General features: G+C 66.4%; 11 protein-coding genes. 4 read left to right on the top strand and 7 right to left on the bottom strand.

All coding sequences use genetic code 11. The features are described from left to right. Positions 1-478: 478 nt before the first annotated feature. The 7 genes from P3W85_RS08340 to P3W85_RS08370 form a co-directional block, all read right to left on the bottom strand. Positions 479-1,474 (bottom strand): Tim44 domain-containing protein, encoded by a 996-nt coding sequence (locus P3W85_RS08340; RefSeq protein WP_276264426.1) that lies wholly within the window; start codon positions 1,472-1,474, stop codon positions 479-481. A 74-nt stretch (positions 1,475-1,548) separates the two neighbouring features. Continuing rightward, a complete protein-coding gene (gene ubiE, locus P3W85_RS08345; protein ID WP_017226139.1) occupies positions 1,549-2,280 on the bottom strand; it encodes a bifunctional demethylmenaquinone methyltransferase/2-methoxy-6-polyprenyl-1,4-benzoquinol methylase UbiE in 732 nt (243 codons plus the stop codon). A 37-nt stretch (positions 2,281-2,317) separates the two neighbouring features. Further along, positions 2,318-2,731: a gamma-butyrobetaine hydroxylase-like domain-containing protein gene (locus tag P3W85_RS08350; RefSeq protein WP_017226140.1), complete on the bottom strand. Its 414-nt coding sequence runs from the start codon at positions 2,729-2,731 to the stop codon at positions 2,318-2,320. Between the two features lie 52 nt (positions 2,732-2,783). Further along, a complete protein-coding gene (locus tag P3W85_RS08355; protein ID WP_035810225.1) occupies positions 2,784-4,649 on the bottom strand; it encodes an ABC transporter ATP-binding protein/permease in 1,866 nt (621 codons plus the stop codon). Between the two features lie 159 nt (positions 4,650-4,808). Then, on the bottom strand, positions 4,809-5,243 hold the full coding sequence (locus P3W85_RS08360; RefSeq protein WP_276264427.1) for an HIT family protein: 435 nt from the start codon (positions 5,241-5,243) through the stop codon (positions 4,809-4,811). Positions 5,244-5,367: 124 nt separating this feature from the next. Next, positions 5,368-9,342: an FAD/FMN-binding oxidoreductase gene (locus P3W85_RS08365; RefSeq protein WP_276264428.1), complete on the bottom strand. Its 3,975-nt coding sequence runs from the start codon at positions 9,340-9,342 to the stop codon at positions 5,368-5,370. A gap of 157 nt (positions 9,343-9,499) precedes the next feature. Next, on the bottom strand, positions 9,500-10,078 hold the full coding sequence (locus P3W85_RS08370) for a YqaA family protein (protein ID WP_276264429.1): 579 nt from the start codon (positions 10,076-10,078) through the stop codon (positions 9,500-9,502). Between the two features lie 375 nt (positions 10,079-10,453). Between P3W85_RS08370 and P3W85_RS08375 the strand changes: the two genes are divergently transcribed. The 4 genes from P3W85_RS08375 (at position 10,454) to P3W85_RS08390 (ending at position 15,361) form a co-directional block, all read left to right on the top strand. Further along, positions 10,454-10,936 (top strand): (2Fe-2S)-binding protein, encoded by a 483-nt coding sequence (locus P3W85_RS08375; RefSeq protein ID WP_017226145.1) that lies wholly within the window; start codon positions 10,454-10,456, stop codon positions 10,934-10,936. Positions 10,937-10,946: 10 nt separating this feature from the next. Next, the gene (locus P3W85_RS08380) at positions 10,947-13,328 is read left to right on the top strand and encodes a xanthine dehydrogenase family protein molybdopterin-binding subunit (protein WP_276264430.1); all 2,382 of its coding nucleotides are present in this window, start codon (positions 10,947-10,949) and stop codon (positions 13,326-13,328) included. A gap of 15 nt (positions 13,329-13,343) precedes the next feature. Next, on the top strand, positions 13,344-14,144 hold the full coding sequence (locus P3W85_RS08385; protein ID WP_276264431.1) for an FAD binding domain-containing protein: 801 nt from the start codon (positions 13,344-13,346) through the stop codon (positions 14,142-14,144). Between the two features lie 320 nt (positions 14,145-14,464). Beyond that, on the top strand, positions 14,465-15,361 hold the full coding sequence (locus P3W85_RS08390; protein ID WP_017227770.1) for an AAA family ATPase: 897 nt from the start codon (positions 14,465-14,467) through the stop codon (positions 15,359-15,361).

A 15,361-nucleotide genomic window follows, 5' to 3' on the forward strand; every position in this document is an offset into this window, starting at 1 on the left:
CAGGTGATGGTTGGTTCGGTTGGTTCTAAAGTCAAAGTGAGCGTCAATGGCTTAACCGCAAAGTCGAGGTCAACTGCAGTTTCACCCCCCCTGCGGGAAGGCGGCCTGCTTTCTTGTCGTGAGAGTGGGCAAAGAAGTCGCGCCGGATGAAGCTCCCCCACTCGTGGCCAGCCCGAAAGAGCGGCCACGAGGCGCCCCATACGGCATCCGGCACCAACACGGCTCGCTTCGCATCGCGTGACGGCGGTCCCGCCGGGGCCTGCCGGACCGAGAGCAGCTCAGCGCGAACAGAAGCGAGCCGTGGAGGTGGACCATCCCCGTACGCGCAGGGCGGTCCGGAAGCTGGCCGCCTCGACGATTCTCCCAACCCTCAAGCGACAATCCAACCAAACATACAAAAAAAGCCCACGTTTTCACGTGGGCCTCCATTCTATTCCACCTGCCGGCCAAGCAGCGGCCGGCAAGCCACTCCCTGCACTCAGGAAACCTGCTGAATGCCAGCCAGCAGCCAGCCACCGCTGCCGGTCACCGGCTTGGCCAGGTTCCAGACCTCGGCGAACGGCTGGGCGGGATCGGCTGCCTTCTCGCGGATCATGCCGGAGAAGCGCACGCTTGCCAGATGCTGCGCCGGGCTGTCTTCGATGCCGAGCAGCTCGGCTTCCAGCGTGACCACGTCGGTCTTGTTGACCTCGGCGCCGCGCTCGGACAGGTCCATCTTGATTTCGGCGAACATTTCCGGGGTGGTGAACTCGCGGATGTCGTCGAGATTGCCGGCGTCCCATGCCGCCTGCAGGCGCACGTAATAGATCTTGGCGTTGCGCAGGAAGGCCGCGGTGTCGAAATCAGCCGGCACGCCCCAGGGCTGGGCCGCGCCCGCGGCTGCCGCGGCGCCGGCCATCACCGGTGCGGCGGACTGCAGCGGGGTTGCGGTACCGGACGCGGGCATGACCGGGTTGGGAGCGCCAACCGGCACTTGCTGGCGCAGGGCCGGTTCGTTGCCGCCATTCAGGCCACCGCCGGCACCAGCGTAGGCAGGTTGCTGCGAACGGCTCGCGCCGCCGCGGAACTTGCGGATCAGCCAGATCGCGACGAAGGCCACCAGGGCGATCAGGATCAGGTTGGACAGGAAGCCCATCGCGGCGCCGCCGAGGCCAAAGTGCGACAGCAGCCAGCCAATGCCCAGGCCGGCGGCGATGCCGCCGAGCATGCCGCCCCAGTTGCGCTTGGGCGCGGCGGCTGCTGCCGCGCCGGCACCGGCAGCCGCGCCAGCCGGCGCCGCTTGCTGTGCCGGCTGCGCCGGCGTCTGGGACGGCGACTGCTGCGCCGGTGCCTGCTGGCGCTGCGTCACGCCGGACGATTGCTTGCCGATGCTGCGCGACCCGCCGAGACGTTTGGCGTTGGCGTCCAGCGCCAGGCCGAGGGCAAGTGTGCCGATCAGCACCACCGCCATGAATTTTCCGCGAAATTGCGACATATCAATGCTTCCCCTGTCAAGTTCGCTCATCTTCATTGAGCCTAAATCAATTGGTACCCAACCTGGTACTCAGTCTAGTACTTTCGCCCGACGTGGAGTGCCACCACTCCCGCTGTCAGATTGAAGTATTCGACATTCTCCAGGCCCGCATGTTCCATAAGACGTACAAGTGAAGCCTGGTCTGGATGCATTCTGATCGATTCCGCAAGATAGCGATAGCTATGGGAATCCTGGGCTACCCGCTCTCCGAGCCACGGGAGCACCTTGAAGGAGTAGATGTCATAGGCCTTTTCCAGCGGTTTCCACACCTTGGAGAACTCCAGCACCATGACCTTGCCGCCCGGCTTGACCACCCGGCGCATTTCGGCCAGGGCCGCATCCTTATGCGTCATGTTGCGCAGCCCGAAGGCCACGGTAACCAGGTCGAAATGGTTGTCCGGGAACGGAATGTGCTCGGCGTCACACAGGCAGGTGGGGGTGACGATGCCCTTGTTCAACAGGCGGTCGCGGCCGACCCGGAGCATCGACTCGTTGATGTCGGTCAGCCAGACCTCGCCGGTGGGGCCGGCCTGGCGCGCGAACGTCTTGGCCAGGTCGCCGGTACCGCCGGCGATGTCCAGCACCTTGAAGCCGGGGCGCACACCGGCCTGGGCGATGGTGAACATCTTCCACAGCCGGTGCATGCCGCCCGACATCAGGTCGTTCATGACATCGTATTTGTTGGCCACCGAATGGAAGACTTCAGCCACCTTGCCGGCCTTCTCTTCTTCCTTGACCTTCTCGAACCCGAAATGGGTTTCGCTCATGACTCGCTCCAGAATTCAGTAATGGCCCGCGGGGCGCTCAATGGTTGCCGCAGGCATGGCCGCCGGCGGCAGGCATCGGGGTGTCGCGATCGACGCCGGCCGCCTCCAGGCGCTGCAGATAGGACTGCCACTTGGCGTCCTGTTCCGCGCCCAGGCGGTAAAGCAGTTCCCAGGAATAGATGCCGGTATCGTGACCGTCGGAAAAGCGGATCAGGATGGCGTAATTCCCGACCGGCTCCACCGCGGCGATGGTGACGTCGCGCTTGCCGGTCTGCAGCACTTCCTGGCCGGGGCCGTGGCCCTGCACCTCGGCCGAAGGCGAATATACCCTCAGGTATTCGAAGGGCAGCCGGAAGCTGGAACCGTTGTCGAAACCCACCTCCAGCACGCGCGACTGGGTGTGCACGGTAAGGGCGGTGGGATGGGGAGTATCTTTTTCGAGGCCTGCCATGATGGGTGGCGCGCGGCTGTGGGCGGGCCGCAGGTTGCAGCCACACCCGCCTTCACGCTTCGTGTACGACCCGATAGCTTACCGCAGCCGCCGCGCGTTGCCCATCTTGCTCAGCCTCCCAGTGCGCTCCGTCCGCTGCCACATAGCGCAGGCGGCGGTCATGGAAGGCCGCCACGGTGCTGCGATGGGCAATGCTGACGATGGCGGCGTCCGGCAGGGATGCCACCATCAGGCGGTACATCGCGCTTTCGGTTTCCTCGTCGAGCGCGCTGGTGGCTTCGTCCAGGAAGAGGTAGTCGGGCTGCTGCAGCAATGCGCGCGCAAAAGCCAGGCGCTGCTGCTCGCCCGGCGACAGGCGCAGCGACCAGTTATCGAACATATCGAGCTGCTCGGTCAGGGCCCCTAGCTGAGCCTGGCGCAGCACACCCTGCAGGGCCTCGCGGCTGTGCGCGGTGCCGGCGTCCGGATACGCCAGCGCATCGGCCAGCGAGCCGATCGGCAGGTAGCTGCGCTGCGGCAGGAACAGCGTGCGGGCAGAGCGCGGCAGGGCAACCGTGCCGCTGCCATAGGGCCAGATGCCGGCCAGCGCGCGGAACAGCACACTCTTGCCGCAGCCCGAGGGACCGCTGACCAGCCAGCGTTCGCCGGGCCCGATCTCCAGCGAGAACGGCGCCACCAGCGGCCGCTGGGAAATCTGGCCGCCCTGCGCGCTGCGCACCGGCAAGGCCAGTGCCAGCGAGTCGATGCGGATGCCGTCGGTGTCCGCCTGGTCCACCTCGATATCCCGCACGCCGGTGTGTTCCTGGTCCTGGCGCTCGGCCACGCGGATAGCGTCGCGGAAATCGATCAGCCGGTTGGCCGCGGCCTTCCAGCCGACCAGGGTGGCGTAGCTGTCGACGAACCAGGACAGCGCGCTCTGCACCTGGCCGAAGGCGGAACTCATCTGCATCAGCCCGCCCAGCGTCATCTTGCCGGCGAAGTAGCGCGGCGCGGCCACGATCAGCGGGAAGATGATGGCGAACTGGCCATAACCGGAACTGACGAAGGTCAGGCGCCGCGTATAGCGCATCAGCTGGTTCCAGTTGGCGCGGATGCGGTCGAAGCGCGAGCGCAGCCCGGCCTGCTCGGTGGGCTCGCCCCGATACAGCGCCACGGGCTCGCTGTTCTCGCGCAAGCGCACCAGCGTGAAACGGAAATCCGCCTCATACTGCTCCTGCTGGAAACTCAGGCCAATCAGCGGCCGGCCCACCAGGTGGGCAATCAGCGAGCCGATCACCGCGTAGCCCACCGCGAACCACACCATATAGCCGGGAATGGTGATCTCGCTGCCGCCCAGCATGAAGCTGATCGGCCCCGACACCGTCCACAGGATGCCGACGAAGGAGATCAGCGTCACCACCGAGTTCAGCAGGCCGAGCGAGAGCGACAGCGCGCCGTCGGTGAAGGAACGCAGGTCATCCGCCAGCCGCTGGTCGGGGTTGTCGGTCGCGTGGGTCTGCTCGATCCGGTAATAGGCCTGGTGGCTGAGCCAGTGATCCATGAAGCGGCCGGTCATCCAGGTACGCCAGCGCATCTGCAGCATCATGGTGTAGTACTGGCGCGAGATGGCGGCCACGATGAAGAAGCCGGCAATCCAGGAGAAACGGATCAGGAGCGTCTTGAAGGAGACGTAGTCATGCTGCTCCAGCGCGTTGTAGAACACCCGGTTCCACTCATTGAGCAGCACGTTGATATAGACGATGCCGAGATTGAGCGCCACCACGAAGGCCAGCAGCCCCAGCCCGGCCTTGCGGTCCTCGGACTTCCAGTAGGGCTTGATCAGGTCCCAGGTCTCGGCCACCCGCAGGCGGCTCTGGATCTTGAGGGCACGGGCCGGCACGGCGGGGCCCGGAACAGTAACGGAGGTCGGCGTGGACATGGCACCTTTCGCGCGGGCGGGCCATGGCTGGTCCACTGGCCCCGCTCTTGTGGGAATAAGGACAACGGGTGTTAGAAGACTGCGCTGCCCCGCTGGTTCCGGGATTTCAGGAAAACCGGCGGCGATTCAGGCGCGGCACGCACCAGGCCGTACCGTGCTTCAGCTTACCTCGCCCAGCTGCGCCAGGGCCGTGCGCAATGCCGGCAGGCGCCCTGCCAGCGCTGCCAGGCGCGCGGCATCGGGTTCGCGCTGCGGGGGGGCCCAGACCGCCTCGGGAAAATGCGTGTCCCAGCGGTAGCGCGGAATGATGTGCCAGTGCAGGTGCGGCACCATATTGCCGAAGGCGGCAAGATTGACCTTGTCGGGCATCATGGTTTCGCGCACCGCGCGCTCCACGCGCGCCACCAGGCGCATCAGCCAGGCCTGGTCGTCCCCGGACAGGTCGGTCTGCTCGGCCACATGGCCGTTCCACACCACCCGGCAGAAGCCCGGAAAGCGCTCATGCTCGACCAGGATGACGCGGGCGCGTTCGCCCCGCCAGACCAGTTCGCCGCCGTCGGATTCGCACAGAGGGCAGTTGGGGACGAGGTTCATGCCGCGGCTCCCGATGCGTCAACCCACCGCTCAATATCAGCTCCCCTCTCCCCCTGCTCTCCCGCAAGCGGGAGAGGGGAGCAAAGCGGAGGCTGGCCCGCGCTCATCGGCGCCATCCCCTGCATCACACCAGCACCCGCTCAATGCCGCCCGAGTTGGCCTTGGCCACGTAGTCGGGCATCCAGTTCTCGCCCAGCAGGTGCTTGGCCATCTCGACCACGATGTAGTCGGCCTGCACCGTGGCGTCTTCCTTGTAGCGCGACAAACCCTGCAGGCAGGAAGGGCAGCTGGTGAGGATCTTGACGTCGCCGGTGAAGCCGTCGGTACGCAGCTTGTCCGCGCCCTTGGTCATTTCCTCTTCCTTGCGGAAGCGGATCTGCGTGGAAACGTCCGGACGCGACACCGCCAGGGTGCCGGATTCGCCGCAGCAGCGCTCGTTCTTCTCGATCTTGCCGCCGCCCTCGTTACCACCCATCAGCTCGTTGACGAGCCTGGTCGGGTCCATGGTCTTGATCGGGGTGTGGCAGGGGTCATGGTACATGTAGCGCGTACCGGTCACGCCTTCCAGCTTGACGCCCTTCTCCAGCAGGTACTCGTGGATGTCGATGATGCGGCAGCCCGGGAAGATCTTGTCGAATTCATAGCCGGCAAGCTGGTCGTAGCAGGTGCCGCAGCTCACCACCACGGTCTTGATATCGAGGTAGTTCAGCGTATTGGCGACCCGGTGGAACAGCACCCGGTTGTCGGTGACCATCTTCTCGGCCTTGTCGTACTGGCCGTTGCCGCGCTGCGGATAGCCGCAGCACAGGTAGCCCGGCGGCAGCACGGTCTGCACGCCGACGTGCCACAGCATGGCCTGCGTGGCCAGGCCGACCTGCGAGAACAGCCGCTCCGAGCCGCAGCCCGGGAAGTAGAACACCGCCTCGGTCTCGGGCGAGGTGCGCTTCGGGTCGCGGATGATCGGCACGATCTCGTTGTCTTCGATATCCAGCAGCGCGCGCGCGGTCTTCTTGGGCAGGTTGCCCGGCATCTTCTTGTTGATGAAGTGGATCACCTGCTCGCGCACCGGCGCGCGGCCCACCGTGGCGGGCGGATGCTCGGTCTGCTTCTTTGCCAGCTTCTTGAGCACGTCGTTGCCCAGGCGCTGCGCCTTGTAGCCCCAGTCGATCATGACCTTGCGGGTCATGTTGATGGTCTGCGGACTGGTGGCGTTGAGGAAGAACATCGACGCGGCGGTGCCGGGATTGAACTTCTTCTGCCCCATCTTGCGCAGCAGGTTGCGCATATTCATCGACACGTCGCCGAAGTCGATCTTGACCGGGCACGGCGTCACGCACTTGTGGCAGACCGTGCAGTGATCGGCCACGTCGGAGAACTCGTCCCAGTGCTTGATCGAGATGCCGCGGCGGGTCTGCTCCTCGTACAGGAAGGCCTCCACCAGCAGCGAAGTGGCGAGGATCTTGTTGCGCGGGCTGTACAGCAGGTTGGCGCGCGGCACGTGGGTGGCGCACACCGGCTTGCACTTGCCGCAGCGCAGGCAGTCCTTGACGCTGTCGGCAATGGCGCCGATATCGCTCTGCTGCATGATGATGGACTCATGCCCCATCAGCCCGAACGACGGCGTATAGGCATTGCGCAGGTCGGCTCCGGGCAACAGCTTGCCCTTGTTGAAGCGGCCCTGCGGGTCCACGCGCTGCTTGTACTCGCGGAACTCGCCGATCTCGTCCTCGGTCAGGAACTCCAGCTTGGTGATGCCGATGCCGTGCTCGCCCGAGATCACGCCGTCGAGCGAACGTGCCAGCGCCATGATGCGGGCCACCGCGCGGTGGGCGTCCTGCAGCATGTCGTAGTCGTCGGAGTTGACCGGGATGTTGGTGTGGACGTTGCCGTCGCCCGCGTGCATGTGCAGCGCCACGAAGACGCGGCCGCGCAGCACCTGCTTGTGAATCTTCTGCGCCTCGTCGAGGATGGGCTTGAACTCGCCGCCGTTGAAGATATTGCGCAGCTCGGCACGCACTTCGCTCTTCCACGACACGCGGATGGTGCGGTCCTGCAGCAGATGGAACACGGTGGCGTCCGGCTGCTGCTCGAGGCGCGCCTCGAAGGCCGGGCCCAGCAGGCCAAGCCCGTGGCCGATCAACGCGGCGCGCGCGGTAGCCAGCGGCGTGTCGAGGTGGTCCTGCAGATAGCTCCAGCGCGAGCGGATCTCGCGCAGCAGCTGCAGCGCGTGCTGCACGCGGTCTTCCAGCAGCTCGGCGCTGGGAATCTCGTTGGCGTCGTCGCTGCGGCCCAGCGGCAGGTTGCCGCGCGCGAAGAAGGCTTCCAGCGCATCGGTCAGCTGCAGCTTGTTCTTGATCGACAACTCGATATTGATGCGCTCGATGCCGTCGGTGTACTCGCCCATGCGCGGCAGCGGGATCACCACGTCTTCGTTGATCTTGAAGGCGTTGGTGTGCCTGGCGATGGCGGCGGTGCGCGAGCGGTCCAGCCAGAATTTCTTGCGGGCCTCGGGGCTGACCGCGACGAAGCCTTCGCCGCTCTTGCCGTTGGCCATGCGGATGACTTCCGAGGTGGCGCGGGCCACCGCGTCCTGGTCGTCGCCGACGATGTCGCCGATCAGCACCATCTTGGGGAAGGCGTTGCGCTTGCTCTTGGTGGCGTAGCCCACCGCGCGCAGGTAGCGCTCGTCCAGGTGCTCCAGGCCGGCCAGGATGGCACCGCCGGGGGTGCGCGACTCGGCGTCGAGGTAATCCTTGATTTCCACGATGCTCGGAATGGCGTCGCGCGCCTGGCCGAAGAACTCCAGGCAGACGGTGCGCACGTGCGCCGGCATGCGGTGCAGGATCCAGCGCGCGCTGGTGATGATGCCGTCGCAGCCTTCCTTCTGGATGCCGGGCAGGCCGGCCAGGAACTTGTCGGTGACGTCCTTGCCCAGGCCTTCCTTGCGGAACTTGCGTCCTTCGATGGCCAGCGTTTCGGTGCGCAGCGGCTTTTCGCCTGGCGCGCGGTTGCCGTCCGACCACTTCAGTTCGAAGGTGGCGACCGGCACGTCGTGGATCTTGCCCAGGTTGTGGTCCAGCCGGGTGATCTCCAGCCAGTTGCCCTCCGGGTCCACCATGCGCCACCAGGCCAGGTTATCCAGCGCGGTGCCCCACAGCACGGCCTTCTTGCCGCCGGCGTTCATGGCCACGTTGCCGCCGATGCAGGAGGCATCGATGGAGGTCGGGTCCACGGCGAACACCAGGCCGGCCTTGTCGGCGGCATCGGCCACGCGGCGCGTCACCACGCCGGCGCCGGAGAAGATGGTCGCGACCTTGTGCGCGACGCCCGGCAGGTCGGTCTGCTCGACCGCGCCGAGCTGCTCCAGCTTCTCGGTGTTGATGACCGCGCTCATCGGCGTCAGCGGCACGGCGCCGCCGGTATAGCCGGTGCCGCCTCCGCGCGGGATGATGGTCAGGCCCAGCTCGAAGCAGCCCTTGACCATGCCGGCGATCTCTTCCTCGGTGTCCGGGGTGAGGACCACGAAGGGATATTCCACGCGCCAGTCGGTGGCGTCGGTCACGTGCGAGACGCGCGACAGGCCGTCGAACTTGATGTTGTCCTTCTGCGTGATGCGGCCCAGCACGCGCTGGGTGCGCTTGCGCAGGTCATAGGCGTCGGCGAACTCCTGCTTGAAGTCCTCGATGGCCTGCTTGGCAAAGCTGACCAGCTGTTCGACCCGGTGGGAGCGGTCCTCGGCGGCCGGCTCGGCATGCTCGGCACGGTCAGCGGCGCGCCGCTTCTCGATCTCCGAGAGCCGGTGATGAAGTGCCGTAACCAGCATCTGGCGGCGCTTGGGATTTTCCAGCAGGTCGTCCTGCAGGTAGGGATTGCGCCGCACCACCCAGATGTCGCCCAGCACTTCGTACAGCATGCGGGCCGAACGGCCGGTACGGCGTTCGCCGCGCAGCTCGTCCAGGATCCGCCAGGCTTCTTCGCCCAGCAACCGGATGACAATCTCGCGATCCGAGAATGACGTGTAGTTATAAGGGATCTCACGCAGGCGCGCGGGGGCGTCCTGCGCGGCGAGTTTGGCATCGAGCACGAGTGGGGCGTTCATGAGGAGGGACCGCTTCCTGTAGCGCACGGGGACGGTGCGCCGGATCGTCTTTAAAGGGCAATTGTACTTCAAGGCCTGGTTTCGCCGCACCGCAACATGGCGGAACCTTGCTTGGGCAAGGGTTGTTCCTTGCCATCCGAGGGGCCCGGAACCGGCGCTAGAACACGCTTTTGAGGGTGGTCGCCATGCCATGCCAGAAACTGTTCGGGATCCATTGCAGGACCGTGGTCATGGCAAGGTAGCGCAGAAACTTGCCGATCGCCATATATACCAGGCTCGGCCAGAACGGCAAGCGCAGCCAGCCCGCCAAAGTGCACAATGGATCACCAATAGCCGGCAACCAGGAGGCCAGCAGGGTCGGCGGCCCCAGCCGGCGCATCCAGCGGAAATAGCGCGCGTCCAGCGCCGGCTTGCGCGCATGGCGGGGATGGCCGCGGTGTTCGGCGTGCTCCCGCTCGTGCTGGCGCTGCTGGCGCCGCCGGCGATAGCGCACCAGCGCCAGCTTGGCGGCATAGCCCATCCACCAGTCGATCGCGCCGCCGGCTGTGTTGCCAAGCGTGGCGACGATGATGGTGGGCCAGAACAGGTGCGGGTTGAGCTTGATATAGCCGAACACCGCGGGCTCGGAGCCCAGCGGCAGCAAGGTGGCGGACACCAGGCTGACCACGAAGATGGCGGGCAGCCCGACCTTGGGCAGGGCAACGGTTTCGAACAGCCAGTCGATGACGCCTTCCATAGCTATGAGAGTGGGTGCCGGTGCACGGCGGGCCATTCTAGCAGCGCCCGGATGCATATCGCCGCCGCCGGCCCTGCCCGCCCCCGGCGAGCCGAAGTGCCGGAGGGGCAACCCGCATGGCAAGCACCGTCGATTTGTGATTAACTGTTAGAGCCTGTCGCGGCCAAACGTTCGCTGGCCGGCGGCGCCAGCCTTGCCGGCAGGCAGCCGTAACCGCAGCAATCAGCAGATAGCAAAGCAGCAGACAGCAGCAGCACCAACATCACGAAATAGCCGTAACCAGCAAACGGCAGTACCGCGTCGTGGCCAGTCCCGCGCAGTTTTTTCGGGATTCACGGATTGGGCATGCGCGTATCCACCCACATGGAGACAAGCATGGCGATTCCTATCCGCCTGACCGTCAACGGCCGCGCCGTCGAGGCCCAGGTAGAACCCAACACCCTTCTCGTCCAGTTCCTGCGCGAACAGCTCCGGCTCACCGGCACCCATGTGGGCTGCGATACCGCCCAGTGCGGCGCCTGCACCGTGCACCTGGACGGCCGCGCGGTCAAGTCGTGCAATGTGCTGGCGCTGCAGGCGGATGGCGCCAGCATCACCACCATCGAAGGGCTCGCCCCCGAGGGCCAGCTCCACCCCATGCAGGAAGCCTTTCGCAACTGCCATGGCCTGCAGTGCGGCTTCTGCACGCCGGGGATGGTAATGAGCGCCACCGCGCTGGTCAGGCAGCATCCCGATGCCGACGCCACTGCCATCCGCGAGCAGCTGGAAGGCAACCTGTGCCGCTGTACCGGGTACCACAACATCGTGCGTGCGGTGCAGCAAGGACAGGCCGCGATGCATGGCGCCAGCGCCGAATAAGGAGACCGCCATGAACGCACCCGAGAACCAGCACCTGATCGGCGCCCCGGTCAAGCGCAAGGAAGACTATCGCTTCCTGACCGGCAACGGCCAGTACACCGACGACATCGTGCTGCCGCAGCAAAGCTACGGCTATTTCCTGCGCTCGCCGCACGCGCATGCGCGCATCGCTTCCATCGACAAGACCGAGGCCCTGGCCTCGCCCGGCGTGATCGCCATCTTCACCGGCGACGACGTCGCTGCCGACAAGGTCGGCGGCCTGCCCTGCGGCTGGCTGATCCACAGCATCGACGGCAGCCCCATGAAGGAGCCGCCCCACCCCGTGCTGGCGCAGGGCAAGGCCCGCCACGTCGGCGACCAGGTCGCGCTGGTGGTGGCCGAGACGCTGCAGCAAGCCAAGGACGCCGCCGAGAAGATCGACGTCGAATACGAGGAACTGCCGGCGGTGGTCAACACCGCGCAGGCCGCCTCGGCCAGCACGCTGGTGCATGACGACGTGCCGGAGAACACCAGTTACGTCTGGGGCCACGGCGACCGCGCCGCCACCGACGCCGCCTTTGCCAGGGCGGCCCACGTGACCACGCTGGAGATCGTCAACAACCGCCTGATCCCCAACGCTATCGAACCGCGCGCCGTCAATGCCAGCTATACGCGGCAGGACGACAGCTACACGGTCTACGTGGCGAACCAGAACCCGCACGTGGAACGCCTGCTGATGGGCGCCTTCGTGCTGGGCCTGCCCGAGTCACGGCTGCGCATCATCGCGCCGGACGTGGGCGGCGGCTTCGGTTCGAAGATCTTCCTGTACGCCGAAGACGTGGCGCTGACCTGGGCCTCGAAGAAAATCAAGCGCCCGATCAAGTGGACCGCGGAGCGCTCGGAGTCCTTCCTGACCGATGCGCACGGCCGCGACCATGTCACCAAGGCCGAGCTGGCGCTGGACGCCGACGGCAAGTTCCTGGCGATGCGGGTGCACACCACCGCAAACATGGGCGCCTACCTGTCGACCTTCGCCTCCAGCGTGCCGACCATCCTGTACGCCACGCTGCTGGCCGGGCAATACACCACCCCGTCGATCTACGCCGAGGTGCGCGCCGTGTTCACCAACACCGCGCCGGTGGATGCCTACCGCGGCGCGGGCCGCCCGGAAGCCACCTACGTGGTGGAACGGCTGGTGGAAGCCGCCGCGCACGAACTGAAGATGGACCCGGCCGAACTGCGCCGCAAGAACTTCATCCGCACCTTCCCCTATGCCACCCCGGTCGGCCTGACCTACGATACCGGCGACTACGAGCCATGCCTTGCGCGCGCGCAGGAACTGGCCGACGTGAAAGGCTTCCCCGCGCGGCGCGACGAGGCAAAGCAGCGCGGCAAACTGCGCGGCCTGGGCTATTCCTGCTATATCGAAGCTTGCGGGCTGGCGCCGTCGAATATCGCCGGCGCACTGGGCGCGCGAGCGGGCCTGTTCGAGGTCGGCGAGATCCGCGTGCACCCGACCGGCACCGTGACCGTCTTCACGGGCTCGCACAGCCACGGCCAGGGGCATGAGACCACCTTCGCGCAGATCGTGGCGGACCGCCTCGGCATTGCGCTCGACGCCGTGGAGATCGTGCATGGCGATACCGGCCGCGTGCCGTTCGGCATGGGCACCTACGGTTCGCGCTCGCTGTCGGTCGGCGGCTCCGCCATCATGAAGGCGCTCGACAAGATCGAAGCCAAGGCCAAGAAGATCGCGGCCCACCTGCTGGAGGCCTCGGACGCCGACATCGAGTTCAAGAATGGCGTGTTCAGCGTGGCCGGCACCGACCGCAGCAAGACCTTCGGCGAGGTCGCCCTGACCGCCTACGTGCCGCACAACTATCCGCTCGACAAGCTGGAGCCCGGCCTCAACGAGAACGCCTTCTACGACCCGACCAACTTCACCTACCCATCCGGCGCCTACGTCTGCGAGGTGGAGGTCGACCCCGACACGGGCGAAAGCCATGTCGTCAAGTTCACCGCGGTGGACGATTTCGGCAACATCATCAACCCGATGATCGTCGAAGGCCAGGTCCACGGCGGCATTGGCCAGGGCCTCGGCCAGGCCATGCTGGAGCAGTGCATCTACGACGACGAAAGCGGCCAGTTGCTGACCGGCTCCTATATGGACTACGCCATGCCGCGAGCGGCCGACCTGCCCGACTTCACGGTGGAGACCGCCAAGGGCACGCCCTGCACGCACAATCCGCTGGGCGTGAAGGGATGCGGCGAAGCCGGCGCCATCGGGTCGCCACCGGCCTTCATCAACGCGCTGGTGGATGCGCTCTCGCCGCTGGGCGTGCACGATATCCAGATGCCCGCCACGCCGCACCGCGTGTGGCAGGCGATTCGCCAGGCGCAGACCCCCAACTGAGATCGGAGACACATCATGTACGCATTCAATTTCGAACGCGCCGCCGATGCCAGTTCGGCGGTGGCCAGGCTCAAGGCCGACGGCGACGCCAAGTTCCTCGGCGGCGGACAGAGCCTGCTGGCGGCAATGAAGCTGCGGCTGGCCGCGCCCTCGGCGCTGGTCGACGTGACGCGCATCCCCGGCATGGCGGAGATCCGGGTGGAGAACGACGAACTGGTGATCGGCGCGGCGGCACGGCATGCCGACGTGGCGGCCAACGCCGAGGTGCTCAAGCGTATCCCCGCGCTGGCCGCGCTCGCCGGCGGCATCGGCGACCGGCAGGTGCGCGCGATGGGCACGCTGGGCGGCTCGCTCGCCAACGACGATCCGGCAGCGTGCTATCCGGCCGCGGTACTGGGCCTTAACGCCACGGTGGTGACGGACCGCCGCAATATCGCCGCCGACAACTTCTTCAAGAGCCTCTACGAAACCGCGCTGGAGCCCGACGAACTGATCACCGCCGTGCGCTTTCCCTCGCCGGACCAGGCCGCCTACATCAAGTTTCCCAACCCGGCCTCGCGCTTCGCGCTGGTGGGGGTGATGGTGGCGCGCTTCGGCAAGATCGTGCGGGTCTCCGTCACCGGCGCCGCCGACAGCGTGTTCCGCTGCGCGCCGCTGGAGCTGGCGCTGGCGGCCAGCTTCACGCCGGCGGCGGCGCGCGCGGTGGTGCTTGACCCGGGCGGGCTGAATGCGGACCTGCACGCCTCGGCCGAGTATCGCGCGCACCTGATCCCGGTGCTGGCGGCACGCGCGGTGGAGCAGGCGCTGAAGGGCTGAGGGAAGAAATCGGAAGGAGAGCACCCGCACTCGTAAAGAGCGGGCGCGTTCACTTCAAGTCCACGCCCACCCTCTCCCCCGGCCCCTCTCCCGCAAGCGGGAGAGGGGAGCAAACCGGCGGCATTGGCCGAAGCCGGCAAGATGCGCCAAAGCCGTTTGCAATAACGACGGCTGTTGCACCCTCTCCCCTCATGGGAAGAAGGTTGAGGAGAGGCGCGGTTCGGCTAGAGGCCACAAAAAGCGAAGCCAATGATTTTCTCCAGCACGACGGCGTAACCAGTGCCCACATTCTCCGCACATTGCATCTTCCGGCCACCTCCATGCTTCCCCAGTCCATCGACCAGACCGCCGCCCTGCTGGAGGCACAGCAGTATTTCGCCGACCGCGAAACCGCCACTGTGCTCTACCTGGCAATGCGCATGCAGCGCCCGCTGTTCCTGGAGGGCGAGCCCGGCGTCGGCAAGACCGCGCTGGCGCGCGCCATGGCCGGCGCGCTCGGCACGCGCTTGTTGCGCCTGCAATGCTACGAGGGGCTCGACGCCTCCAGCGCACTCTACGAATGGGACTACCCGCGCCAGATCATGGCGCTGCGCCTGGCCGAAGCGCGCGGCGAGCGGCCCGACACGCAATCGCTCTACCACGACGATTTCCTGCTCAAGCGGCCCCTGCTGGAGTCGCTGCTGCCCGACCCCGCCGCGCCGGGCATACCGCGCGTGCTGCTGATCGACGAGATCGACCGCGCCGACGAGCCTTTCGAAGCCTTCTTGCTCGAGGTGCTGTCCGAGTACCAGGTGTCGATCCCGGAAATCGGCGTGATCAAGGCAGAGCAGCCTCCGCTGATCGTGGTCACCTCCAACCGCACCCGCGAAGTGCACGATGCGCTCAAGCGCCGCTGCCTGTACCAGTGGATGGGCTACCCGCAGCGCGAGCGCGAACTGCAGATCGTGGCAGCGCGCGCGCCCGAGGCTGCCGCCGCGCTGCAGCACCAGGCCATTGATTTCATCCACCGCCTGCGCGGCATCGACCTGTTCAAGTCGCCCGGCATTGCCGAGGCCATCGACTGGTGCCGCGCGCTGTCCGCGCTCGGTGTGAGCGAACTCGATCCGCAATCGGTGCGGGATACGCTCGGCGTGCTGCTCAAGTACCAGGACGACCTGGCCCGCGTGGACGGTCCCACCGTGGCGGAACTGCTGGCCAGCCGAGCGCCGGAGGGCTGA

This window comes from Cupriavidus basilensis, from assembly GCF_029335485.1.
In the GTDB taxonomy this organism is placed as follows: Bacteria; Pseudomonadota; Gammaproteobacteria; order Burkholderiales; family Burkholderiaceae; genus Cupriavidus; species Cupriavidus basilensis_E.

Excerpts from the sequence above, each read along its gene's own strand:
- P3W85_RS08340 (WP_276264426.1), bottom strand. The coding sequence starts at position 1,474 with ATGTCGCAATTTCGCGGAAAATTCATGGCGGTGGTGCTGATCGGCACA.
- ubiE (WP_017226139.1), bottom strand. The coding sequence starts at position 2,280 with ATGAGCGAAACCCATTTCGGGTTCGAGAAGGTCAAGGAAGAAGAGAAG.
- P3W85_RS08350 (WP_017226140.1), bottom strand. The coding sequence starts at position 2,731 with ATGGCAGGCCTCGAAAAAGATACTCCCCATCCCACCGCCCTTACCGTG.
- P3W85_RS08355 (WP_035810225.1), bottom strand. The coding sequence starts at position 4,649 with ATGTCCACGCCGACCTCCGTTACTGTTCCGGGCCCCGCCGTGCCGGCC.
- P3W85_RS08360 (WP_276264427.1), bottom strand. The coding sequence starts at position 5,243 with ATGAACCTCGTCCCCAACTGCCCTCTGTGCGAATCCGACGGCGGCGAA.
- P3W85_RS08365 (WP_276264428.1), bottom strand. The coding sequence starts at position 9,342 with ATGAACGCCCCACTCGTGCTCGATGCCAAACTCGCCGCGCAGGACGCC.
- P3W85_RS08370 (WP_276264429.1), bottom strand. The coding sequence starts at position 10,078 with ATGGAAGGCGTCATCGACTGGCTGTTCGAAACCGTTGCCCTGCCCAAG.
- P3W85_RS08375 (WP_017226145.1), top strand. The coding sequence starts at position 10,454 with ATGGCGATTCCTATCCGCCTGACCGTCAACGGCCGCGCCGTCGAGGCC.
- P3W85_RS08380 (WP_276264430.1), top strand. The coding sequence starts at position 10,947 with ATGAACGCACCCGAGAACCAGCACCTGATCGGCGCCCCGGTCAAGCGC.
- P3W85_RS08385 (WP_276264431.1), top strand. The coding sequence starts at position 13,344 with ATGTACGCATTCAATTTCGAACGCGCCGCCGATGCCAGTTCGGCGGTG.
- P3W85_RS08390 (WP_017227770.1), top strand. The coding sequence starts at position 14,465 with ATGCTTCCCCAGTCCATCGACCAGACCGCCGCCCTGCTGGAGGCACAG.